A 22,769-nucleotide genomic window follows, 5' to 3' on the forward strand; every position below is an offset into this window, starting at 1 on the left:
GCAATCAATACCAAAAAAATGGCATCAACGAACTTGGCACACTATTGAGTTCTCAAACAACAGGCACACCCGGGTAACAACCACGGAAAACCATCTCCGCGCCGCCTCCCCGAGGCAACTTCTCAAACCTACCGTTCCGGCTTCTCCGAGTCAAATCGACCCTCGCGGGCCTCATCGGCTCTGAAATGCTGGAGTTTCGTCAGGCGCCGATCCGGTGTTCCCCGGTTCCCGGCGCGGGATAAAACTCTACCACCATCCCGGCGCAAGTGCCAACCGGCGCCGGAGGGCCCGGAACCATGCGGTTCCGGGCCCTCCGATGCCCCGCGCGGGGGCTCGCATGGCAGCCGTCGCGCCCAGCCGGCCGCGCCGACTCAGGTGAGCTCGTCGTCGCCCGCGCTCCGCGTGAGCGACGCCGCACCCCGCGCTCTGGCGGCGGACGTCACCGGCTCGAGCCACACGACACCGAGCGGCGGGAGGGTCAGCACCGCGGTGGCCGGCTTGCCGTCCCACTCACCTTCCTCGGCGTGCACGAGCCCGCCGTTCACGACGCCGGAGCCCCCGTACTCGATGCTGTCCGTGTTCAGCACCTCTCGCCACCGCCCTGCCTGCGGCAGGCCGACGGTGTAGTCGATGTGCGGGTGGCCCGCGAAGTTCGCGATACACACCAGCGGCCTGCCGTCCTTGGACCGGCGGATGAAGGACAGGACGTTGTGGTCGCCGTCGTCGCCCCTGATCCACTCGTAGCCGGCGGGCTCGTGGTCGAGCTCGTAGAGCGCCGGGGTCTCGCGGTAGATCTCATTCAGCTTCCGGATGAGCTCCTGCAGGCCGCGGTGCGGCGCGAGCTCGGCGAGCCACCAGTCGAGCCCGTGCTCCTGGTTCCACTCCGCCTCCTGCCCGAACTCGCAGCCCATGAAGATGAGCTGCTTGCCCGGGTGCGCCCACTGGAAGGCATAGAAGGCCCGAAGGTTGGCGAGCTGCTGCCAGCGGTCGCCGGGCATCTTGCTCAGCATCGACCCCTTGCCGTGCACGACCTCGTCGTGGCTGATCGGCAGGAGGAAGTTCTCGCTGAAGGCGTAGACCATGGAGAAGGTCATCTTGTTGTGGTGCCAGCGGCGGTTGACCGGGTCCTCCTGCATGTACTGCAGGGAGTCGTGCATCCAGCCCATGTTCCACTTGAGCCCGAAGCCCAGGCCGTTGAACTCGGTCGGCTTGGTCACGCCGGGGAACGCCGTGGACTCCTCGGCGATGGTCACGATCCCGCGGTTGCGCTTGTAGGCCGTGGCGTTGGCCTCTTGGAGGAACGAGATGGCCTCGAGGTTCTCCCGGCCGCCGAACTGGTTCGGCCGCCACTGCCCCTCCTCGCGCGAATAGTCGAGGTAGAGCATGGACGCCACGGCGTCGACGCGGAGCGCGTCCACGTGGAACTCCTCGAGCCAGTACAGCGCGTTGGCGACCAGGAAGTTCCGCACCTCGGTGCGGCCGAAGTTGAAGATGAGCGTGCCCCAGTCCGGGTGCTCGCCCTGCTGGGGGTCGGCGTGCTCGTAGAGCTGCTCGCCGTCGAAGTTCGCGAGGGCCCACTCGTCCTTCGGGAAGTGTGCCGGGACCCAGTCGATGATGACGCCGATGCCGGCCTGATGCAGCCGGTCCACGAGGTACTTGAAGTCGTCGGGGTGGCCGAAGCGGGACGACGGCGCGTAGTAGCTCGTGACCTGATAGCCCCACGACCCGCCGAAGGGATGCTCTGCGACGGGCATGAACTCGACGTGCGTGAAGCCCATCCACGTCACGTACTCGACGAGCTGCTCCGCCAGCTCACGGTAGCCGAGGCCGGGCCGCCACGAGCCGAGGTGCACCTCGTAGACGCTCATCGGGCTGTCGTGCGTGTCGCGCGTGGCCCGCGCCTCCATCCACGCGGAGTCCTTGAAGGAGTACCGGGACTCGACGACGCGCGACGCCGTCCGAGGCGGGACCTCGGTGCCGAACGCCATCGGGTCGGCACGCTCGACCCAGTGGCCCCAGCGCGTGCGGATGGCGAACTTGTAGCACGCCCCTGCCACAACGCCCGGGATGAAGATCTCCCACACGCCCGAGGAGCCGAGGCTGCGCATCGCGTGCTCGCGGCCGTCCCAGCCGTTGAAGTCGCCCTTGACCTGCACGGCCTGGGCATTGGGCGCCCACACGGTGAAGGCCGTGCCCTCGACGTCGCCGAGCACCGAGTGATGCCGCTCGACGCGCGCCCCGAGAGCCTTCCACAGCTCCTCGTGCCGGCCTTCTCCGATGAGATGCAGGTCGAGCTCGCCGATGCTGGGCATGTAGCGGTAGGGGTCGTCGGTCGTGACGAAGTGGCCCTCGCCGTACTCGACCTCGAGGCGGTAGTCGGGCACGTGCCCTTCCTCCGTCTCTGGGAGCGTGCCGACCCAGACTCCGTGGGCCTCGTGCTCCAGCGGGACGCGGCCGGCGGGGGTGATCGCCGTGACGCTCGCGGCAAGGTGCCTGAGAGCGCGGATCGTCACCGTCCCGATGGCGTCGAGGTGGGCTCCGAGCACCGCGTGCGGCGCGTGGAACTCACCCGCGGCCACCCTTCCGATCACGTCGTGGGAAACCGGGATGGGCCCCTTCTCGTTGGCGCCCTCCGCGATCGTCGTCGGATGGGGAAGCGGGGCCATTGCCCTCTCCTCCTGAGCGTGGGACATGTCCGTCTCCTCTCCAGGCCGCGGGGATGCGGCCTGCTGCGCATCGCCGGGGGCCGCGCCGGTGGCGGCTTCCGTGATGCTCTCCACTGCTGAATCCTGCTCCCGCACCAACACGGCGGGCACCCACGGTTCGAGGGCGCTCCGCACGGCGCGGAGGGGGATCTCGGCCCACGCTGGCCGGTTCCGCTCCTCGTAGGCGACCTCATAGAGCGCCTTGTCCAGCCACAGTGCCGCGAAGAGCGGGGTCCCGAACGGATCCTCTCCACCCGTCACGGACGCGTAGCCGTCCCAGTAGGCGCGCCCGGCGGCCTCCGCCCATCCCTCGGGGACGCGGGCCGCCTGCTCTGCGCGGCGCGCGGCCCCGGCGGCGTAGTCGAACGAGCGCAGCATCCCCACGACGTCGCGCAGCGGCGCGTCGGGCAGGCTGCGCTCCGCGACGGGGCGCAGCGGCTCGCCCTCGAAGTCCAGTATGGCGAATGGCCGCTCGGGATGCTCCGGGAAGTGCAGCACCTGGCCGAGGTGAAGGTCTCCGTGGATCCGCTGGAGCGTGATCCCGGAGGCCGAGCCGGCAAGCCCCTCGAGGAGCGCCTCGAGCGCCTCGCCCGGCAACCCCACGCTCTCGCCCACGTCGTGCCATGCCGCGCGCAGGCGGGCCGCGATGCGGCCGACGAACTCGGCCGCGGAGCGCTCATCGAGGGTCTCAGTGCCCAGAGTCGAGGCCAGCGCGGCGTGGACACGCGCGGTCGAGGCGCCGAGCTCACGCGCATGCTCCTGGATGTCGCGGCCCTCCGTGGCCGCGTCGAGCGCGACACGCCACATATCCGCGCCGTCGGGAAGGAACTCGTGGACGACGGCGAGCTGGCCGCTCGCGCGGGCGCCCTCGGCGCCGCTCCACTCGCCGTCGACCCAGCCGAGCGTCGCCGGGACATCGGTCGACCCCGCCCGGGCGAGGGCCGCCCCGAGCTCGACCTCGGGATTGAGGCCCTCCGCGAGCTGCCGGAAGACCTTGAGCATGCCTGAACCGGCCTCCGAGCGGACGATGATCGACGAGTTCGATTGCTCCCCGCGCAGCACCGACGTCTCCAGCGGCCCCGACGGCAGGCGACCCGCGCCGCTGACCCGCCCGCGCGCCGTCGTCCGCCAGCCGGCGGTTCCGTCCCGGCCTTCGGCGGTGGCGCCGTCTGCCATGAGGGCCAGCAGGGCGGCCGCGAGGGAGGGATCGTGGACGGCGTCGTAGACCCACACGGAGCCGCCCGACGGGTGCTCGGCCTCGCCGACGAGGGCGTGCTCGGCGCCGGCGAGCGGCGCGGGGCGGAGGCTCAGTGGGACGTTGAGGAGCGCCTCGAGCCTGCCGGCGCGCACGCGCACGATGCGGACCTCGAGCCGCGGGGCGTCGTCGGCGGCGGCGGGCAGCTCGAACCGGCCCGCAGGTGCAAGCTCGACGGCGCGTCCCTTGGCCGGGAACCAGCGCTGCACGGGGAGCCATTCCGCGAGCAGGGCATCGAGCGACGGGGCCGCGCCGTGGGCGCCGGGGGTCGTCATTCGACCAGCTCCCCCGCGATGGGGCCGCCGGCAATGACCGGCAGCGCCGTGGTGTAGGGGCTCGACGGGATCGAGGCCGAGCTGCGGATGCGCAGCCAGAAGTAGCCGTGGGGGGCGAGCGTGACGTGGAATCTCCCGTCGGGGCCGATCTGGGAGAACGGCTCGCCGCCGAAGAGCTCGCGCAGGCCGCGGCCGGCGTACTCCGGCACGTCAAGGGATGATGCGACCGGATGGCCGGCGAGGTTGAAGACGCACAGGACGCTCTCGGGGCGTTCGCCGTGGATCTCGCCCTCGCCGAGCTCACGGAGGTAGGCGAGCACATGCTCCGAGTCGGCATCGACGTTGCGGTAGCCTCCCAGGCCGAAGACCGGGTGGGCACGGCGGACGCCGAGGATGTTCCGCGTCCAGCGCAGGAGCGAGCCCGAATGGGCCATCTCCGCCTCGACGTTGGCCATCGCGTAGTTGTAGACGAGGGACTGGATCGTCGGCAGGTAGAGCTTGCCGGGATCCGCTGTCGAGAAGCCCGCGTTGCGGTCGGGGTTCCACTGCATCGGGGTTCGGACGGCGTCGCGGTCCTCGAGCCAGATGTTGTCGCCCATCCCGATCTCGTCCCCGTAGTACAGGAAGGGGCTCCCGGGCAGCGACAGCAGGAGGGCGTTGATCAGCTCGATCTCCGCGCGCGAGTTGTCCAGGAGCGGGGCGAGGCGGCGCCGGATGCCGACGTTGGCGCGCATGCGGGGGTCGGAGGCGTACCAGCCGAGCATGGCCTCGCGCTCCTCGACCGTGACCATCTCGAGGGTCAGCTCGTCGTGGTTGCGCAGGAACGTTCCCCACTGGGCGCCGACGGGGATGGCAGGGGTATCCACCATCGTGTCGATGATCGGCTGCGCGCGCTGGTCCCTGAGCGCGTAGTAGAGGCGCGGCATGATCGGGAAGTGGAACGCCATGTGGCATTCGGGCTGCTCGCTGGAACCGAAGTACTCCACGACCTCGTGCGGGGGCTGGTTCGCCTCGGCGACGATGATCCGGCCCGGGTAGTTGCGGTCCATGAAGTCGCGCAGCGTGCGCAGGAACTCGTGGGTCGCGGGCAGGTTCTCGCAGTTCGTCCCGTCCTCCTCGAAGAGGTAGGGGATCGCGTCCGCGCGGAGTCCGTCGACGCCCTGGTCGAGCCAGAACCGCACGACGTTCAGGACGGCCTCGACCACGGCCGGGTTCTCGAAGTTCAGGTCAGGCTGGTGGCTGAAGAAGCGGTGCCAGAAGAACTGCCGGCGGATCGGGTCGAAGGTCCAGTTGGACTCCTCCGTGTCGATGAAGATGATGCGGGCGTCCTGGTACTTCTCGTCCGTGTCGCTCCAGACGTAGAAGTCGCCGTACGGTCCGTCTGGATTGCGCCGGGACTCCTGGAACCAGCGGTGCTGGTCCGAGGTGTGGTTGAGCGGAAGGTCGATGATGATCCGCACGCCGCGGGCGTGGGCCTCGGCGACGAGGCGCTGGAAGTCGCTGATCGAGCCGAACTCCGGGAGCACCGATTCGTAGTCGGAGACGTCGTACCCGCCGTCGCGCAGCGGAGACTCGAAGAACGGCGGAATCCAGAGGCAGTCCACGCCGAGCCACTGGAGGTAGTCGAGGCGGTCGATGAGGCCTTGGATGTCCCCCGAACCGTCCCCATTCGCATCGGCGAAGGCCCGCACCAGTACTTCGTAGAACACGGCCTTCCGGTACCAGTGGGGGTCGTGCTGCAGCCCTGGAGCATTGACGTTGAAGTTCGGCGTGGACTGCTGGCCGATGTTCATGGGCGGTGGAACTCCTTCATCGTGTGTGGCACGGTGCCGGGTCTACGCAACGTTAGCGCTGCGCTACCCGTTCCTTCTAGCGCCTCACATGCAGAATGTGCGCGGGCTCGGCGTGGGCGTCGAGGCGCACGTAGTTGTGCTCGCCCCACTGCCACGACTGGCCCGTGATGAGGTCATCGACACGGAACTTCCCGTCGTCGCCCCACAGATCCGGGTCGATCTCCAGGGCATCCAGTTTCAGGGTGACCATGGACTCGCGGGCCGAGTGCGGGTCCACGTTGACGACGATGATGAGAGTGTCCTTCGAGCCGTCCTCGGTGACTTTGTGCTTGGAGAACACGATGGTCGCGTCGTCGGTGCACTCGTGCAGGGTCAGGTTCTGCAGGTCCATGAGGGCCGGGTGCGCGCGGCGGATCTCGTTGAGCCGTGTGAGGTACGGGGCGAGGGAGCGGCCGGCGGCCTCCTCGGCAACCCAGTCGCGGTGCTTGTACTCGTATTTCTCGTTGTCGATGTACTCCTCGGCGCCCGGGCGGGCCACGTGCTCGTAGAGCTCGTAGCCGGCGTAGACGCCCCAGATCGGGCTCGCCGTCGCCGCGAGCACCGCGCGGATCTTGAAGGCAGGCTTCCCGCCGTACTGGAGGTACTCCGTGAGGATGTCGGGGGTGTTCACGAAGAGGTTGGGCCGGTAGGACGGCGCCCAGTCCTTCGAGATCATCGTGAAGAACTCCTCGAGCTCGGCCCGGGTGTTCCGCCACGTGAAGTACGTGTACGACTGCTGGAACCCCGCGCGCCCGAGGGCCTTCATCATGGCCGGGCGCGTGAACGCCTCCGCGAGGAACACGACATCAGGGTTCTTCTTGCTGACCCGGGCGATGAGCCACTCCCAGAACCACACGGGCTTCGTGTGCGGGTTGTCGACCCGGAAGATCTTCACGCCATGGTCGATCCACACGTTCACAATCCGGAGGATCTCCTTCGACAGGCCCTCCGGGTCGTTGTCGAAGTTCAGCGGGTAGATGTCCTGGTACTTCTTCGGCGGGTTCTCGGCGTAGGCGATCGAGCCGTCGACGCGGGTTGTGAACCACTCCGGGTGCTCCGTGACCCACGGGTGGTCGGGCGAGGCCTGGAGCGCGAGGTCGAGGGCGACCTCGAGGCCGAGCTCGTGGGCGCGGGCGACGAAGGCGTCGAAGTCGTCGAAGCTGCCGAGGTCGGGGTGGATCGCGTCGTGCCCGCCCTCGGAGGCGCCGATCGCCCACGGCGAGCCCGGGTCGTTCGGCCCCGCGGTCAGCGTGTTGTTCGGGCCCTTCCGGAAGGCCCGGCCGATCGGGTGGATGGGCGGCATGTAGATGACGTCGAAGCCCATGGAGGCCACGGCCGGGAGGCGCTCCGCGGCCGTGCGGAAGGTGCCCGACGACCAGGCGCCCGTCGCCGGATCCCGGTGCGCGCCCTCGGAGCGCGGGAAGAACTCGTACCACGACCCGCGGCCGGCGCGTTCGCGCTCGACGAGGAGCGGGAACTGCTCGCTCACGGCCACGAGCTCACGGATCGGGAGGCGCTCGACGGCGGCGCGAACCTCGTCGCTCTCGCCGGCGGCGAGCCGGTCGTCGGTCCACATGGACGTGTTGGCGAGCGCCGCCGATGCCTCGCGGAACACGGCGCGGTCCGCCGCCGGGCGCCCAGCCTCCTCCGCCGCCTCCGCGAAGAGGGCCGCGCCCTCCGCAAGCATGAGCTCGACGTCGATCCCCGCAGCGATCTTGATCTCCGCGTTGTGATGCCACGTGCCGTAACGGTCGTGCCACGCCTCGATCTGGAACGTCCACATCCCCGTCTTGGGCGGGGTGAGGACGCCGTGCCAGCGGTCCAGGCCTTTGCCGAGCGGGCGGAGGCGGACGCGCTCCTTCTCCTTGCCTCGCGGGGTGTAGAGGACCGCGGTCACGCCGAGCTGGTCGTGCCCCTCGCGGAAGGCCGTGGCGCTCACGACGATGCCCTCGCCAGCGACAGCCTTCGCGGGGAACGCCCCGCCCTCGACGACGGGCTGCACGTCCGTGATGGGGAATCGGCCAAAGCGCAGCTTCGCGGGGAGGTTGGGCTCGAGTGCGGGCACGGGACGTCCTTTCGCAAATGCGTGCATGGCCGTCAGGCCGGTCCAAGCGCCACCATAGCCCGCGCGCGACACGATTGCGAAGGCTGTGACGCCGCCCGTCGTGCCACTCGACGTGCGCCCACCAGCGCGTTTCCACGTCATTCACCAACCTGTAACTCTGGGCTATTCAGCGCGGGGCTCCGCTGCACTAGGGTGACGCTCGTGAAGGCCATCCGTAGATTCACCGTCCGCACCGTGCTGCCAGAGCCGATTGCGGCACTCGACACCCTGTCCATGAACCTGCGCTGGTCGTGGCACCTGCCCACGCGGGAGCTCTTCGAGAGCCTCGACCCCGACCTGTGGGACGAGAGCCGGCATGACCCGGCCGGCTTCCTCGGGCTCATCACGCGCGAGAAGCTCCAGGAGCTGGCGCTCGATTCCGAGGTCGTGGATCGTGTCCGCGCCGCGGCGGAGGACCTGCGCTGCTACCTCGAGGAGCCGCGCTGGTACCAGGGCCTCGGGCCGGAGGCGCCCGCCGCCATCGCGTACTTCTCCCCCGAGTTCGGCATCACGGAGGTCCTCCCCCAGTACTCGGGTGGCCTCGGCATCCTCGCCGGCGACCACCTCAAGAGCGCCTCGGACCTCGGCGTGCCGCTCATCGGCGTCGGCCTCCTCTACCAGGCCGGCTACTTCAAGCAGTCCCTCTCGCGCGACGCGTGGCAGCAGGAGACGTACCCGGTCATCGACCCGGACGCCCTGCCCCTCACGCAGCTCAAGGAGCCCGACGGCACCCCGTGCGTCGTGACGCTGCCGCTGCCCAACGGCCGCAAGCTGCACGCGCATGTCTGGCGCGCCGACGTCGGGCGCGTCCCCCTCCTGCTGCTCGACTCCAACGTGCCCGCGAACGATGACGGGGCCCGCCAGATCACGGACCGCCTCTACGGCGGGGGCGGGGACCACCGCCTCCAGCAGGAGCTCCTCCTGGGCATGGGCGGGGTCAAGGCGCTGCGCATCCACCAGCGGCTCACGGGTGGGCTCGCGCCCGAGGTCTTCCACACGAACGAAGGGCATGCGGGCTTCCTCGGGATCGAGCGGATCCAGGAGCTCATGAGCGGGCCCGAGGAGCTCTCCTGGGACGAGGCGCTTGTCGCTGGCCGCTCCTCGACCGTGTTCACGACCCACACCCCCGTCGCCGCGGGCATCGACCGCTTCGACGCGGCGCAGATCAAGTACTTCTTCGACGCGGGCCTCGCCCCCAACGTCCCGACGGCGAAGGTCCTCGAGCTCGGCCGCGAGAGCTACGAGGGCGGCGACCCCTCCGTCTTCAACATGGCCATCATGGGCCTGCGCCTCGCCCAGCGGGCGAACGGCGTGGCGAAGCTGCACGGACAGGTCTCCCGGGCCATGTTCTCGGGGCTCTGGCCGGGCTTCGACCACTCGGAGGTGCCGATCACCTCGGTGACGAACGGCGTGCACGTTCCCACGTGGGTCGACCCCTCGATCTCGGCCATGGCCGAGGAGCTCGAGCCCGGCTCCGGCGTCGGCGGGCGCTGGGACCTCGTCTTCAACGTCACGGACGAGGAGATCTGGGAGGTGCGGCGCGAGCTGCGCACGCGCCTCATCGAGGATGTCCGACGCCGACTGCGCGCCTCGTGGAGGAAGCGCGGCGCGGGCGAGGCGGAGCTGAGATGGACCAACTCGGTGCTCGACCCGGACATCCTCACCATCGGGTTCGCGCGGCGCGTCCCAACGTACAAGCGCCTGACCCTCATGCTCCGCGACCCGGCGCGGCTCAAGCGGCTCCTGCTCGATCCCGAGCACCCGATCCAGATCGTCATCGCGGGGAAGTCCCACCCCGCGGACGACGCGGGGAAGAAGATGATCCAGGACCTCGTCCACTTCACGGACGACCCCGAGGTCCGGCACCGCATCGCGTTCCTTCCGAACTATGACATCGCGATGGCGCGCACCCTCTTCCCGGGCTGCGATGTGTGGCTCAACAATCCGCTGCGCCCGCTCGAGGCCTGCGGCACGTCCGGCATGAAGGCCGCGATCAACGGCTCGCTCAACCTCTCGGTCCTCGACGGCTGGTGGGACGAGATGCACGACGGGTCCAACGGGTGGGCGATCCCCACGGCGAGCAGCCAGGCGAACCCCCAGGAGCGGGACGACATCGAGGCGGCCGCCCTGTACGAGCTGCTCGAGAGCCAAGTGGCCCCGCGGTTCTACGGCGCCTCAGGCAAGGGGGCGAGCGCCGCCGGCGCCGCGGGCCCGTCGACGGAAGGCCCGTCGGACGTTCCGAGGCAGTGGATCTCGATGATCAAGCACACGCTCTCGCACCTCGGCCCCGCCGTCTCGGCGGACCGCATGCTCGGCGACTACGTCTCCCACCTGTACACCCCCGCCGCCGCAGCGGGCCGCAGGGCCACCGCGGAGGGCTACCGGCACGCGCGCGAGCTCGCGGCCTGGGTCAAGCACGTGCGCAGCAACTGGTCTCAGGTCCATGTCGAGCACATCGACTCGGGCGGGCTGTCCGAGGTCCCGCAGATCGGGGACAAGCTGCAGGTGAGCACGTACCTCAATCTGGGCGTGCTCAACCCGACGGACGTTCTCGTCGAGCTCGCCTACGGCAGGGTGGACGACGCGGACGAGATCGCGACGGTCGGCCTCGCCGAGCTCGAGGCCAGCGAGAACCTCGGCAACGGGCGCTACCTGTTCACCGGGGCGGTGACGATCGACCACTCAGGCGCCTTCGGGTACACGGTGCGCGTCATCCCCCGCCACGAAGGCCTCGCCTCGAAGGCCGAGCTGGGGCTCGTGGTCAACGCCTGAGCCTGGCGCCTGAGCGGAGCCGGATCCCCACGGGGTCCGGCTCCGCTTCGCTGTGCCCGCGGCCCGGCAGGGCGCTACTGGGTGCCGCGGGCGCGGTAGATGGTGACGGAGTAGGGCTCCGCGATGTCCTCTTGGCCGCTCGCGAAGACCGTGCCGATGCGCTGCTCGGTCAGGTGGGCCGTCGAGTACCGCAGCTCGTAGGCAAGCTCACGGCCCTCGGCCTCCGGGAAGACCGTCTCCATCTTCTCCGGCCCGCCATTGATGACGACGAGGCCGTCCAGGAAGCCGTCCTTGGAGCCGAGGAGGAACTGCAGGAGCCGGTGGCGCGGGTCCTGCCAGCGATCCGGGTCCATGGGCAGGCCGTTGGCGCCGAACCAGTGGAAGTAGTTGCTCTCCTCGCGCGCCGGGTAGCTGGACGGCTGCCGCGTGAGGAAGTCACGGCGGATCCGGATGAGCCACTTCGTGTGGTCCAGGATCTCGCGACCCGCGGTGTCGAAGTGCCAGTTGAGCCACGTGATCTCGTTGTCCTGGCAGTAGGCGTTGTTGTTGCCCTGCTGAGTCCGGCCGAATTCGTCGCCGGCGGTGATCATGGGGACGCCGAGGGACACGAGCAGCGTGGCCATGAGGTTCTTGGCCGTCTGCGTCCGGGCGGCGATGATCGACTCGACCTCGGTGCGGCCCTCGAACCCGTGGTTGTAGGAGCGGTTGTGGCTGTGCCCGTCGCGGTTCTGCTCGCCGTTGGCCTCGTTGTGCTTGCGGTGGTAGGCGGTGAGGTCCGCGAGCGTGAAGCCGTCGTGGGCGGTGATGAAATTGACCGAGGCGAGCGCCGTCCGCCCCGAGGCGGCGAACAGGCCGTGCGAGCCGGAGACCGCGTCTGCGAGGCGCGCCGTCGGCCCTCCCAGCCCGCCGGCGTCGATGACGTCCCGGTCCCCGAGCCAGAAGTCACGCACGGTGTCTCGGTAGTGGTCGTTCCAGTCCGCCCAGCCCTGCGGGAAGCTGCCCGTCTGCCAGCCGCCCATGGCCACGTCCCACGGCTCGGCGATGAGCTTGGTGCGCGAGACGACCGGGTCCTGCGCGGCCGCGACGAGGAAGGGGTGGGCCGGCGTGAAAGTGTGCTGCCCATCGCGGCACAGGGTGACGGCCAGGTCGAAGCGGAAGCCGTCGATGTGGTACTCCTCGGCCCACAGGCGCAGCGAGTCCAGAGCGAACTGGACGACCCGCGGGTTGGAGAAGTCGAGCGTGTTCCCGCAGCCCGTCGTGTCGATGTACCGGCCGTCCGGGTCGCAGCGGTAGTAGTGCTCCTCGCCGAGGCCGCGGAAGCTCAGGGTCGGCCCCTCCGTGCCCTCCTCGGCGGTGTGGTTGTAGACGACGTCGAGGATCACCTCGAGCCCCGCGGCGTGCAGCAGCTTGACCATGCCCTTGAATTCGTCCTGCACGGCCTGGGGCCCGGCCTCGCGGGCGGCGGCTGTCGCGTAGTCGGGGTGCGGGGCGAAGAACGCCGCGGTGTTGTAGCCCCAGTAGTTGGTCAGGCCGAGATCCTGGAGGTGGGACTCGTCGAGGTGGAAGTGCACCGGCAGCAGTTCCACGCTCGTGATGCCGAGGCGCTGGAGGTGCTCGATCATGACGGGATGGGCAAGGCCCGCATACGTGCCGCGCAGCTCCTCGGGGATGTCCGGATGCAGCATCGTCTGGCCCCGGACATGGGCTTCGTAGATGATCGTGTCCCGCATCGGCACCGCGGGCCTCGCGACGCTGCCCCAGTCGAAGTGCGCGTGGACGTGGACGTTGAGCCACTGGCCGTCCACGCAGTCGACGGCGCGGCCGTAGGGGTCCATGAGGAGGGTGCCCTCGCCCGGGGCGGGTGCGCGGCCGGCGTCGTCCGTCCGCGCCGCGAAGGCGTACCGTGTGCCCTCCGGCATGCCAGCGACGAGCCCGTGGTGGACGCCGTCGGTGTACTCGGGGAGGGGCTCCTTGTGCCACACGCCCTCGGCGTCGAGGAAGTGCACGTCCACGGCCTCGAGCCCGGGTGCGTAGACGGCGAGGTTGACGGTGTGCGTGGCCAGTTGTTCCGCGGCGCGTGCAGCCGTGAGGCCGAGCGGGAACGGCTGCGATGGCGTCACCACGAACGCCAGCGGCATCGTCATGTTGCTCATGCTCATCAGCATCCCGACCCGCGGGGGGCCGTCGTCCTTCCATTCTCCACGGCAGGCACCGTCCGTGCGCGGCCCCCTCTGAGCAACGCCCATCCTAGTATCGGGCATCGCGGCCCTGCGCGTCCCGTCGCGAACGTGACGGAGCCGCGGCGCATACTGGACCCATGCGCATCGCCCTCGTCCAGCTGACCACATCCCGCGCCCTCGAGGAGAACCTTGCCCTCGTCCGTTCCAAGGTCGCCGAAGCCGCGGCCCGCGGCGCAGACCTCGTCGTCTTCCCGGAGGCCACCATGCGCGCCTTCGGGAACTCCCTCGGCGACATCGCCGAGCCGCTCGACGGGCCCTGGGCAAGCGCCGTCCGGGAGGCTGCGGACGAGGCGGGGGTCGCCGTCGTCGTCGGGATGTTCACGCCCGGCGAGGAGGGGCGCGTGCGCAACACGCTCCTCGTGCACGGGCGCGGCACCGAGGCGCACTACGACAAGATCCACCTGTACGACGCGTTCGGGTTCGCCGAATCGGATACCGTCACCGCAGGCACGGTGCCGGTCACGTTCACGCTCGACGGCGTGATGTTCGGTCTAGCGACGTGCTACGACGTGCGCTTCCCCGCGCTCTTCCAGGCGATGGCCGACGCCGGCGCGCAGGTCCAGCTCGTGTGCGCTTCGTGGGCCGCGGGACCGGGGAAGGCCGAGCAGTGGGATCTGCTCGTGCGCGCGCGGGCCGCGGATTCGACGAGCTTCGTCGTGGCCGTGGGCCAGGCCGATCCCGAGGCCGCCGGGGTCGAGGCGCGCCCCGGCGCGCCGACGGGGATCGGCCGCTCTGCCGTGGTGAACCCTTTCGGCCACCTCGTCGAGCGGGCCGGCACAGGGGTCGAGACGCTGTACGTCGACCTCGACGTCGCCGAGGTGGCCAAGGCCCGCGAGACGCTCCCGGTCCTGGCCAACCGCGTCGGCTTCTGACGAGGGCCGAGGACGGTCAGCGCGCCTCGGCTGCCGCGCGGCGCGTGGAGACCTCGTAGAGCGAGATGGCCACGGCCATGCCAGCGTTGAGCGACTCCATGTCGGAGTCGATCGGGATCGAGACGATCTGGTCGCACAGCTCGCGCGTGAGCCGCGAGAGGCCCTTGCCCTCGGAGCCGACGACGAGGCACACGGGCTCGGTCGCGAGAGAGAGCCCGGGGAGCGCAACGTCGCCGCCGCCGTCGAGGCCCAGGACGAAGATGCCCATCTCCTTCATCTGCCGGAGCACCGTGTTGAGGTTCGGCGCCTTCGCGACCGGAACTCGCACGGCCGCGCCCGCCGAGGTCTTCCACGCCGCGGCCGTCACACCCACGGAGCGACGCTCCGGGACGATCACACCGTGGCCCGAGAAGGCGGAGACGGAACGGATGATCGCCCCGAGATTGCGCGGGTCCGTGATCCCGTCGAGGGCGATGAAGAGCGGCGCCGAGCCGATGTGGCCCTTCTTCCACTTCTCGACCGTCGACTCGGCGAGCTCGAACGCGTCCGGGTACTCGTACGGCGGGACCTGCAGGGCGAGGCCCTGGTGGATTGCGTCGTCGGTCAGGCGGTCGAGCTCGGGCTTCTGCGTTTCGAGCAGCGGAATGCCGGCCTCGGCGGCGAGCTTCATGGCCTCGCGCACGCGGTCGTCCATCTCGATCCGCACCGCGACGTAGAGCGCCTTCGCGGGCACATTCGCGCGCAGCGCCTCGACCACTGAGTTTCGGCCCGTGACCATCTCCTCAGCGTGCTTCGAGCGGCCGGCGCCACCTCCGCGGCCCGCGGCGAGCCGGCCGGGCTGACCTGCCCGCTTGGCGGCGGACCGCTCGGCGAGCTCCTTGGTCCGGTAGGCCTTGTGGTACGGGCGGTCCTCGGCCTTGGGGGTCGGGCCCTTGCCCTCGAGCGCCTTGCGGCCGTGCCCGCCGGTGCCGACACTGGGGCCCTTCTTCGACTTGCGGATAGCCCCGGGGCGTCCCTTGCCAGCCATCTATGCTCCCGTTCCCGTGGTAGTAGTCTGCGCGAGGCTCCAGGCGGCGCCGTCGGCGGTGTCCTCGACGGCGATGCCCGCCGCCGAGAGGGTGTCGCGGATCGCGTCCGCCGCGGCCCAGTCCTTCGCGGCGCGCGCGGCGGCGCGGGCATCGAGCTGGGCCTCGACGAGAGCGGAGAGCGCGCGGTGCGCACTCCTGTCTTCTGTCTCGTCCGGCCATCCCGTCCGACCGCCCGCGGCGTCGAGCCCCAGGACGTCGGTCATCGCCAGGACCCCGGAAAGGGCGCTGCCGGCGGCCTCCGTGTCGCCCGCTGCCAGCGCCGTATTGCCGCGGCGCACCGTCTCGTGCAGCGCGGCCAGCGCCTGGGGGATGTTGAGGTCGTCGTCCATGGCCGCACCGAACGCCTCCGGGACGGGGCCGGGGAGGCCGCCACGGCCTGCCCGAGCCGAGCCGCCGCCGTCGTTCGCCGCGCCCAGCCTGGCGAGCGCCTTGCCGATGAACCCGTCGATGCGCTCGACGGCGGCCGCGGCCTCCGGGAGCGAGGTGGGCCGGTAGTCGAGCACCGAGCGGTAGTGCGCCTGGCCGAGGTAATAGCGCACGACGCGCGGGCTGGCGAGCGCGAGCATCTCGGCGGGCGAGATGACGTTGCCGATGGACTTGGACATCTTCTCGCCCTCGAACGTGACCATGCCGTTGTGCATCCAGAAGTTCGCGAAGCCGTCCCCGGCCGCGGTGGACTGGGCGAGCTCGTTCTCGTGGTGCGGGAACCGCAGGTCGAGGCCGCCGCCGTGGATGTCGAACCGCGGCCCGAGGTACTTCGTGGCCATCGCCGAGCACTCGAGGTGCCAGCCGGGGCGGCCCTGCCCCCACGGCGAAGGCCAGGAGGCGGTCTCGGGGTCCTCGGGCTTGTGGCCCTTCCAGAGGGCGAAGTCGCGCGGGTCCTTCTTCCCTCGGGGGTCAGCGTCCGCGGCCGCCTGCATGTCGTCGATGCTCTGCCGGGTCAGCGAGCCGTACTCGCCCCACGAGCGCACATCGAAGTACACGTCCCCCGAGCCGTCCTCGGCCGGGTACGCGTGGCCGCGGTCGATGAGCCGCGCGATGAGCGCGTGCATCTCGGTGATGTGGCCGGTCGCCCGCGGCTCGTAGGTCGGGCGCTGCACGCCGAGCACCTCGTACGCGGTCTCGAACTCCTGCTCGTAGCGGTACGCGAGGGCGAACCAGCTCTCGCGCGGGATGTACGTTCCCTCGGGGACGAAGTCCGGCTCGAAGGACGCCGCGGACTTGGCCAGGATCTTGTCGTCGATGTCCGTGACGTTGCGGATCACGGTGGTCTCGAAGCCTCGGTACGTCAGCCAGCGCGTGAGCTGGTCGAACGCGATCGCGGACCGGACGTGGCCCACGTGGGGCGAGCCTTGCACCGTGGCGCCGCAGTAGTACACCGACGCCCTGCCCGGTTCGAGGGGGACGAAGTCACGGACTTCGGCGGTCGCGGAGTCGTAGAAGCGCAGGGTCACGGGATAAGGGTATCTGTAGGGCTCTGGAGGGCGCGGATCTGCCGGCTACTGGGGGCAGATCTTGCCGATGCTGTTGAAGGCGTCGGTGAGCTGCTTCTGCTGCTCGGGCGTCGCGACGCCGGTCGACGACGAGGCGATCTTCTCCTCGAGGCCGGCCATGGTCTCGATGAAGGCGGCGATCGAGGGATCGAGCTGCTTGGCCACGTCCCGGTAGTGCTCGGCCTTCTGGCGGGCCTGCTGGACGGCGTTGCCCGTCGGCTGGAAGACGTCCGTCTTGAGGAATTCGCAGCTTTCCTGGATGCTCATGCGGCCTTCGGCGCCGCACGCCGTGAGCAGCAGGGTGGCCGCGAGTGCCACGGCGATCGAGCCTCTCTTCATGCGGATCTCCCAGAGGGTAGGGGGCGGGACGACCCCCTAGTCTACGGCAGGACGTACACGAGCGCGGTCGCGATCGCCGCGACCCCCTCGCGGCGGCCCGTGAAGCCGAGGTGGTCGGTGGTCGCGGCCGAGACCGAGACGGGCGCCCCGGCCGCCTCGCTCAGGACCTGCTCGGACTCGGCGCGGCGGGGCCCGAATCTGGGCCGCTGGGCGACAAGCTGGACCGCGACGTTGCCGATCTCGAAGCCGGCCGCCCGCACGATCCGCGCGGCCTCGGCCAGCAGCACCGTCCCCGGCGCGCCCGCGTATTCGGGCCTATCGGTGCCGAAGTGCGTGCCGAGGTCCCCGAGGCCCGCGGCGGAGAACAGGGCGTTGGCCGCGGCGTGTGCAACGGCGTCGGCGTCGGAGTGGCCCGCGAGCCCACGCTCTCCCGGCCACTCAAGGCCGCCGAGCCGCAGGGGCCGGGGACTGTCCTCGGGCGCGTAGGCGTGGACGTCGACGCCGATCCCCGTGCGCGGGACGACGGGGCCGGAACCCGAGGGGCCCATGGTGCTCATGCCGCCCCTTCGACGGAGAGGAGTGCCTCGGCGAGGACGTGGTCGGTGGGGGTCGTGATCTTGAGCGAGCGGAGGTCGCCCGGGACCACGTAGACGGGGATGCCGAGGGACTCGACGAGCATCGCGTCGTCGGTGATGCCGGCGGCCTGCTCGTCGGGCCATCCGGCCGCGACCTCGTGGGCGCGCAGGAGGGTCGCGGCGTCGAACCCCTGCGGGGTCTGCACTGCCCGCAGTTGCTCGCGGACCGCGGTCCCCGTGACGACCTCAGCGGCGATCCCGGCGGACTCGCCCTCCGTCGGCGCGGTCGACTTGATCGTGTCCACGACCGGGACCGCGGGGATGACGGCGTGGGCGCCGCGCGTGAGGGCATCGGCGACGCGGTGGAACACGTCCGCGGGCGCGAGCGGCCGGGCGGCGTCGTGCACGAGGACCTGGGCGGTGCCCGGGGCGAGCGCGGCGAGCGCGGCGCGCACCGAGTCGGCCCGGGTCTCGCCACCCTCGACGACGGTGATCGCCGGGGCATCCGCACCGTACTCTTCGGCGAAGGTGCGGCACAGCCCGCCGAGCTCGGCGTCCCCCGCGGGCACCGCCACGCAGATCTGGGACGCGACCCCCGAGCCGGCCACGCCGCGCAGGGCGTGGAGGAGCAGCGGGGCCCCGCCGAGCGGGACGAGCGCCTTGGGCATGCCGTAGCCGAGGCGGGTCCCCGACCCCGCCGCCACGATCACGACGGCGAGCTCGGCGGCAGGGCGGGGGGCATCAGTCATGCGCTCCAGCCTAGAGCACCCTGAAGCGCGGCGGCGGCCCGGGCCCGGAGGGGCCCTGCGTGGGACCCGGGCAGCCGGCCCGGACACAGAAAGGCCCCGGCGGCATGTGCCGCCGGGGCCTTTCCCTGAATCTGCGTCAGGACGCGAGGACCTCGTCGAGGACGCTCGCCGCCTGCTCCTCGTCCGTCTTCTCCGCGAGCGCGAGCTCGGAGATGAGGATCTGGCGCGCCTTCGCCAGCATGCGCTTCTCGCCCGCGGAGAGCCCGCGGTCCTGGTCGCGGCGCCAGAGGTCGCGCACGACCTCGGCAACCTTGATCACATCGCCGGAGGCGAGCTTCTCGAGGTTCGCCTTGTAGCGGCGGGACCAGTTGGTGGGCTCCTCCGTGAACTCCGCACGGAGGACGTCGAAGACGTGCTCGAGACCCTCCTTGCCCACGACGTCGCGGACCCCCACGAGGTCCACATTCTCCGCCGGCACTTCAATCGTCAGGTCGCCCTGGGCCACCTTGAGCTTGAGGTACATCTTCTCTTCGCCCTTGATGGTGCGCATCTTGATCTCTTCGATCTTGGCTGCACCGTGGTGGGGGTAAACAACCGTCTCGCCAACCTCAAAAACCATGTGGACATTCCCCTTTCCCGCAAGCCAGTCTATCACGGCCGGGGTTAAGGCCCCGGGGCGGGGCGCCCCGTGAGGCGCGGAATGACGCGGAAGTCGGGCAGGTGACGCCCCGGTAGATGACTTGACCGAGAGTCAAAAAGATGCTTCAAGTCTCGGCTCCGCGCCGGGCGGACCGCCCTCGTGTGGCGTCCGCGCGCACGGGCGGCGCCCCCGTCGCAAATCTACAGAACGTCGAAGTTGGCGATACGCTAGGGGCGACCAGACTTCCAGACCTCTTTTCAGGAGCCAGCTGTGCGTTTCACTGCATCGACGCCGGCCCGTCGCGTCGCCCTCTCTGTGACGCTCGGCGCCGCCCTGCTGTCGGCCACGGGCTGCGGGTACATCAACGACCAGCAGACCACCCGCATGTACTCCGCCTCCGACGGGGCGCGTGAGGACCTCGGCCCGCTGCAGCTGCGCAACGTGCTCATCGTCTCCTCCGGCATCGAGGGCGCTTCCCCGGAGCTCACCCCGGACGCCCCGGGCCGCCTCATCGGCACCGTCTTCAACACCTCGGACAAGCCCGTCTCGCTGACGTTCTCCGATGGCGGCAGCACCGTGCGCCTCGACGTCCCGGCCGACGGCGAGCTCCGCCTCGAGGAAGAGAGCACCCCGGTCGAGCTCTCGCAGTCCGGCGCCATCCCGGGCGGCCTGTCGCCGATCACATTCACCGCCAACGGCCAGACCAAGGAGATCGGCGTCCCCGTCCTCGACGGCACGCTTCCGGAGTACCGCGACTACCTCCCCTCGCAGGCCGCGACGCCGACGCCGACGTCCGGCTCCGGCAGCACGTCGACGGCCACGCCGTCGCCCGCCTCGGGCGCCGGCCACTAAGCACACAGCGCACGCACGACGGCGGCCGCCCACCCCAGCCGGGGGTGGGCGGCCGCCGTCGTCCTCGCCCCGGGAAAACGGACGCTGCCGCCGTTCTGAGGCTCAGAACGGCGGCAGCCCGGGCAGTCGATGAGTGCCGATCAGGGTTCGAACTTGTAGCCCAGGCCGCGGACCGTGACGAGGTAGCGGGGGCTCGAGGGGTCCGGCTCGATCTTCGAGCGCAGCCGTTTGACGTGCACGTCGAGCGTCTTCGTGTCCCCGACGTAGTCCGAGCCCCACACGCGGTCGATGAGCTGGCCCCGGGTCAGGACCCGGCCCGAGTTCCGCAGGAGCATCTCGAGGAGCTCGAACTCCTTGAGCGGCAGGGAGATCTGCTCGCCGTCGACGCTCACGACGTGCCGCTCAACGTCCATGCGGACGGGCCCGGCCTGCACGGTCGAGGAGATGAGCTCCTCCGGCTCGCCGTGGCGGCGCAGGACGGCGCGGACGCGCGCCACGAGCTCGCGCGAGGAGTAGGGCTTCGTCACGTAGTCGTCGGCGCCGAGCTCGAGACCCACGACCTTGTCGATCTCCGAGTCCTTGGCCGTGAGCATGATGACCGGCACGTTCGAGCGCTGGCGGAGCTGGCGGCACACTTCGGTGCCCGGGGTGCCGGGGAGCTGGAGGTCCAGGAGCACGAGGTCAGCCCCGTTGCGGTCGAACTCGACGAGCGCCTCGCTCCCGTCCTCCACCACCTCGACTTCGTAGCCCTCCTTGGCCAGGAGGAAGGACAGGGGGTCGCTGAACGACTCCTCGTCCTCGACGATCAGGATCCTGCTCACGCCATTGCTCCTTGCTCCGGCGGCCGCGCGGCCGCGTCGTTTTCCTGCATGTCGGGAAGCCGGATCGTGAAGGTCGACCCCTTCCCGAGCTGGGACCACACCGTCACCTCGCCGCCGTGGTTCTCCACGACGTGCTTGACGATGCTCAGTCCCAAGCCTGTCCCGCCCGTGCGCCGCGACCGGGCCGCGTCAACGCGGTAGAACCGCTCGAAGACGCGTTCCTGGTCCTCGGGCTTGAGTCCCTCGCCCACGTCCGTCACCGACACGGACACGAGTCCGTCCCTGTGCCGGACGCCGATCCCGACCTTGGTGTTCTCGGGCGAGTAGCGGATGGCGTTGTCGATGAGGTTCCGCAGCGCGTTGGTCAGCAGGTCCGGGTCCCCGAAGACGGGGGCGTCGGAGTGCCCGCCGACCTTGACCTCGATGCCCTTGGCCTCGGCGGCGAGGCGCGAGCGGTCGACGGCGTCGGCGACCACCTCGTTCATGTCCACGGCACGGCCCTGGTGCACGACGTCGGCCCCCTGGAGGCGGGAGAGCTCGATGATGTCCTGGACGAGCGCGGCGAGCCGGCTCGACTCCTTGTGCATGCGCTGGGCGAAGCGGCGGACGGCGTCCTCGTCGTCCGGGCTCGCCTCGAGGGCCTCGGCCAGGAGCGAGATCGCCCCGACCGGCGTCTTGAGCTCGTGCGAGACGTTGGCCACGAAGTCGTTGCGGATGCGCTCGGTGCGCGTGATCTCGGTCCGGTCGTCGGCGAGGAGGAGGATGTACTCGTCACCGAGCACGGCAGCGCGGACGCTGACGATGATCGTTCCGTGGCCGACGGGGCCGCGGGGCAGCTCCAGCTGCTTCTCGAGGATGACCCCGTTGCCGCGCACCTTCGCTGTCATCTGCAGGAGCTCGCGGTGCACGACGGTGTGCCCCCGCACGAGGCCGTACGCGTAGGCCGCGGGGCTCGCGCGGACCACGCCGTCGATCGCGTCGACGACGACGAACGCCTTCCCGAGGACCGAGAGCACGTCCGCGGCGCCGTCGGGGAGGCCTGGGTCCTGGGCCGGCCCCTCGAGGAGCTGGCGCTGGCGCTCGCTGGCCCGGAACGCGAGCACGCCGAAGGCGCCGAACGACAGGCCGATGAGGCCCGCGACAATGCCGACGACGAGAGGATCCACGCATTTAGCTTAGGCCCGCCGCGGGGGCTCTCCGCCCGGGAGGCTGGCCGGAATGCTGGCCAGAGCGCTGGTCCTGCCGGACCCGTTCAACTAACGTTCACTTCCAGGCGGACAACAATTCATCCGCCGCTGCCAGTGTGACGAGTCGGGGCCGGCCGAGGCTCCTCGACTCGGGACACCCAGGGAAAGGACGCCACCGTGCGCAAGGTATTCCAGGCCGAGCTCCAGGAGGTCCGCGAGGAACTCACCGAGATCGCGAAGCTCGTCGCCGAAGCACTGGACCGGGCCTACGAGTCCTTCGACACCGCGGACGTCGAGCTGGCCCAGGAGGTCATCGCCGCGGACGCCCGCATCGACTTCAAGCAGACAGCGCTCGACGAGAAGGCCATCGAGATCCTCGCACTCCAGGGCCCCGTGGCCTCGGACCTGCGCACGATCGTCGGATCGCTGCGCATGAGCGCTTCGCTCGAGCGCATGGGCGACCTCGCCCGGCACATGGCGCAGCTCGCGCGCCTGCGCTATCCCGAGCTCGCCGCGCCCGAGCCGCTCAGGAAGACGTTCGCGCGCATGGCCGAACTCGACCGCGAGATCATCGCCGACGTCGCCGAGCTGCTCGAGACCCGCGACCTCGCCCTCGTGGCCAAGATCCAGGGCGCGAACTCCGAGGTGGACGAGCTGCACGCTAGCGTCTTCCGGGCCGTCGCGGACCCGAGCTGGTCCGCGTCCCCGGCCCAGAGCGTGGACGCTGCCCTCGCCAGCCGGTACCTCGAGCGCTTCGCCGACCACGGCGTGTCCGTGGCCCGCAAGGTCTCCTACCTCATCACGGGCGAATGGGACGGGGACAACACCTCGAGCTGACGGCCACCTCGAACGCCACACGCAGCGCAATTGTCGAGTTCGGGTCGGTCTGAGCGCCGTCCACCGGCCCCAACCCGACAATGGCCGAGGCGAGAACGACGGCGGCCGCCCACCCCGCGTGGGGGGGGCGGCC

The 22,769-nt window shown here is 70.3% G+C and carries 16 protein-coding genes; 4 read left to right on the plus strand and 12 right to left on the minus strand.

What is annotated here, in order from left to right:
• Nucleotides 1-371: 371 nt before the first annotated feature.
• From glgB to BV907_RS08370, 3 genes are all read right to left on the minus strand, one after another.
• On the minus strand, nucleotides 372-4,235 hold the full coding sequence (glgB, locus tag BV907_RS08360) for a 1,4-alpha-glucan branching protein GlgB (RefSeq protein WP_077489280.1): 3,864 nt from the start codon (nucleotides 4,233-4,235) through the stop codon (nucleotides 372-374).
• Entirely contained in the window at nucleotides 4,232-6,028 is a 1,797-nt protein-coding gene (gene treS / locus BV907_RS08365) for a maltose alpha-D-glucosyltransferase (protein ID WP_077489281.1), read from the minus strand. Before treS ends, glgB begins: the two co-directional genes overlap by 4 nt.
• A gap of 76 nt (nucleotides 6,029-6,104) precedes the next feature.
• Nucleotides 6,105-8,159 carry an alpha-1,4-glucan--maltose-1-phosphate maltosyltransferase gene (locus BV907_RS08370; RefSeq protein WP_077489282.1) on the minus strand — a complete coding sequence of 685 codons (2,055 nt, stop codon included), beginning with the start codon at nucleotides 8,157-8,159 and terminating at the stop codon, nucleotides 6,105-6,107.
• Nucleotides 8,160-8,333: 174 nt separating this feature from the next.
• On the opposite strand from BV907_RS08370, the gene glgP reads away from it, so the two are divergent.
• Complete coding sequence (glgP, locus tag BV907_RS08375) at nucleotides 8,334-10,943, plus strand: alpha-glucan family phosphorylase (RefSeq protein ID WP_175637415.1); 2,610 nt, start codon at nucleotides 8,334-8,336, stop codon at nucleotides 10,941-10,943.
• 74 nt (nucleotides 10,944-11,017) lie between these two features.
• Here glgP and glgX read toward each other — a convergent pair whose 3' ends face one another.
• A complete protein-coding gene (gene glgX, locus BV907_RS08380) occupies nucleotides 11,018-13,087 on the minus strand; it encodes a glycogen debranching protein GlgX (protein ID WP_077489407.1) in 2,070 nt (689 codons plus the stop codon).
• Nucleotides 13,088-13,260: 173 nt separating this feature from the next.
• Between glgX and BV907_RS08385 the strand changes: the two genes are divergently transcribed.
• Nucleotides 13,261-14,055: a carbon-nitrogen hydrolase family protein gene (locus BV907_RS08385; protein ID WP_077489284.1), complete on the plus strand. Its 795-nt coding sequence runs from the start codon at nucleotides 13,261-13,263 to the stop codon at nucleotides 14,053-14,055.
• A gap of 16 nt (nucleotides 14,056-14,071) precedes the next feature.
• On the opposite strand, the gene rlmB is transcribed toward BV907_RS08385, so the two are convergent.
• From rlmB to BV907_RS08415, 6 genes are all read right to left on the minus strand, one after another.
• The gene (rlmB, locus tag BV907_RS08390; RefSeq protein WP_077489285.1) at nucleotides 14,072-15,082 is read right to left on the minus strand and encodes a 23S rRNA (guanosine(2251)-2'-O)-methyltransferase RlmB; all 1,011 of its coding nucleotides are present in this window, start codon (nucleotides 15,080-15,082) and stop codon (nucleotides 14,072-14,074) included.
• Entirely contained in the window at nucleotides 15,083-16,597 is a 1,515-nt protein-coding gene (gene cysS / locus BV907_RS08395; RefSeq protein ID WP_077489286.1) for a cysteine--tRNA ligase, read from the minus strand. It lies immediately after the preceding gene.
• Nucleotides 16,598-16,642: 45 nt separating this feature from the next.
• Nucleotides 16,643-16,975 (minus strand): hypothetical protein, encoded by a 333-nt coding sequence (locus tag BV907_RS08400; protein ID WP_077489287.1) that lies wholly within the window; start codon nucleotides 16,973-16,975, stop codon nucleotides 16,643-16,645.
• Between the two features lie 41 nt (nucleotides 16,976-17,016).
• Complete coding sequence (gene ispF / locus BV907_RS08405) at nucleotides 17,017-17,532, minus strand: 2-C-methyl-D-erythritol 2,4-cyclodiphosphate synthase (protein WP_425441616.1); 516 nt, start codon at nucleotides 17,530-17,532, stop codon at nucleotides 17,017-17,019.
• A complete protein-coding gene (ispD, locus tag BV907_RS08410) occupies nucleotides 17,529-18,299 on the minus strand; it encodes a 2-C-methyl-D-erythritol 4-phosphate cytidylyltransferase (RefSeq protein WP_077489288.1) in 771 nt (256 codons plus the stop codon). Before ispD ends, ispF begins: the two co-directional genes overlap by 4 nt.
• Before the next feature lie 136 nt (nucleotides 18,300-18,435).
• Nucleotides 18,436-18,918, minus strand: a complete 483-nt coding sequence (locus tag BV907_RS08415) for a CarD family transcriptional regulator (protein ID WP_043124850.1) — start codon at nucleotides 18,916-18,918, stop codon at nucleotides 18,436-18,438.
• A gap of 291 nt (nucleotides 18,919-19,209) precedes the next feature.
• Between BV907_RS08415 and BV907_RS08420 the strand changes: the two genes are divergently transcribed.
• The gene (locus tag BV907_RS08420) at nucleotides 19,210-19,791 is read left to right on the plus strand and encodes a hypothetical protein (RefSeq protein ID WP_077489289.1); all 582 of its coding nucleotides are present in this window, start codon (nucleotides 19,210-19,212) and stop codon (nucleotides 19,789-19,791) included.
• A gap of 140 nt (nucleotides 19,792-19,931) precedes the next feature.
• Here BV907_RS08420 and BV907_RS08425 read toward each other — a convergent pair whose 3' ends face one another.
• Nucleotides 19,932-20,612: a response regulator transcription factor gene (locus BV907_RS08425; RefSeq protein ID WP_077489290.1), complete on the minus strand. Its 681-nt coding sequence runs from the start codon at nucleotides 20,610-20,612 to the stop codon at nucleotides 19,932-19,934.
• Nucleotides 20,609-21,778, minus strand: coding sequence for a sensor histidine kinase (locus tag BV907_RS08430; RefSeq protein WP_077489291.1), 1,170 nt, complete (start codon nucleotides 21,776-21,778; stop codon nucleotides 20,609-20,611). Before BV907_RS08430 ends, BV907_RS08425 begins: the two co-directional genes overlap by 4 nt.
• Before the next feature lie 198 nt (nucleotides 21,779-21,976).
• Here BV907_RS08430 and phoU point away from each other — a divergent pair, with 198 nt between their 5' ends.
• Complete coding sequence (gene phoU / locus BV907_RS08435) at nucleotides 21,977-22,636, plus strand: phosphate signaling complex protein PhoU (RefSeq protein ID WP_077489292.1); 660 nt, start codon at nucleotides 21,977-21,979, stop codon at nucleotides 22,634-22,636.
• The last annotated feature ends 133 nt before the right edge of the window (nucleotides 22,637-22,769 follow it).

This window comes from Sinomonas mesophila (assembly GCF_001999765.1).
GTDB classification, from domain to species: domain Bacteria; phylum Actinomycetota; class Actinomycetes; order Actinomycetales; family Micrococcaceae; genus Sinomonas; species Sinomonas mesophila.

Coding starts and splice junctions, on each gene's coding strand:
- glgB (WP_077489280.1), bottom strand. CDS start 4,235: ATGACGACCCCCGGCGCCCACGGCGCGGCCCCGTCGCTCGATGCCCTG.
- treS (WP_077489281.1), bottom strand. CDS start 6,028: ATGAACATCGGCCAGCAGTCCACGCCGAACTTCAACGTCAATGCTCCA.
- BV907_RS08370 (WP_077489282.1), bottom strand. CDS start 8,159: ATGCACGCATTTGCGAAAGGACGTCCCGTGCCCGCACTCGAGCCCAAC.
- glgX (WP_077489407.1), bottom strand. CDS start 13,087: ATGACGATGCCGCTGGCGTTCGTGGTGACGCCATCGCAGCCGTTCCCG.
- BV907_RS08385 (WP_077489284.1), top strand. CDS start 13,261: ATGCGCATCGCCCTCGTCCAGCTGACCACATCCCGCGCCCTCGAGGAG.
- rlmB (WP_077489285.1), bottom strand. CDS start 15,082: ATGGCTGGCAAGGGACGCCCCGGGGCTATCCGCAAGTCGAAGAAGGGC.
- BV907_RS08400 (WP_077489287.1), bottom strand. CDS start 16,975: ATGAAGAGAGGCTCGATCGCCGTGGCACTCGCGGCCACCCTGCTGCTC.
- ispF (WP_425441616.1), bottom strand. CDS start 17,532: ATGAGCACCATGGGCCCCTCGGGTTCCGGCCCCGTCGTCCCGCGCACG.
- ispD (WP_077489288.1), bottom strand. CDS start 18,299: ATGACTGATGCCCCCCGCCCTGCCGCCGAGCTCGCCGTCGTGATCGTG.
- BV907_RS08415 (WP_043124850.1), bottom strand. CDS start 18,918: ATGGTTTTTGAGGTTGGCGAGACGGTTGTTTACCCCCACCACGGTGCA.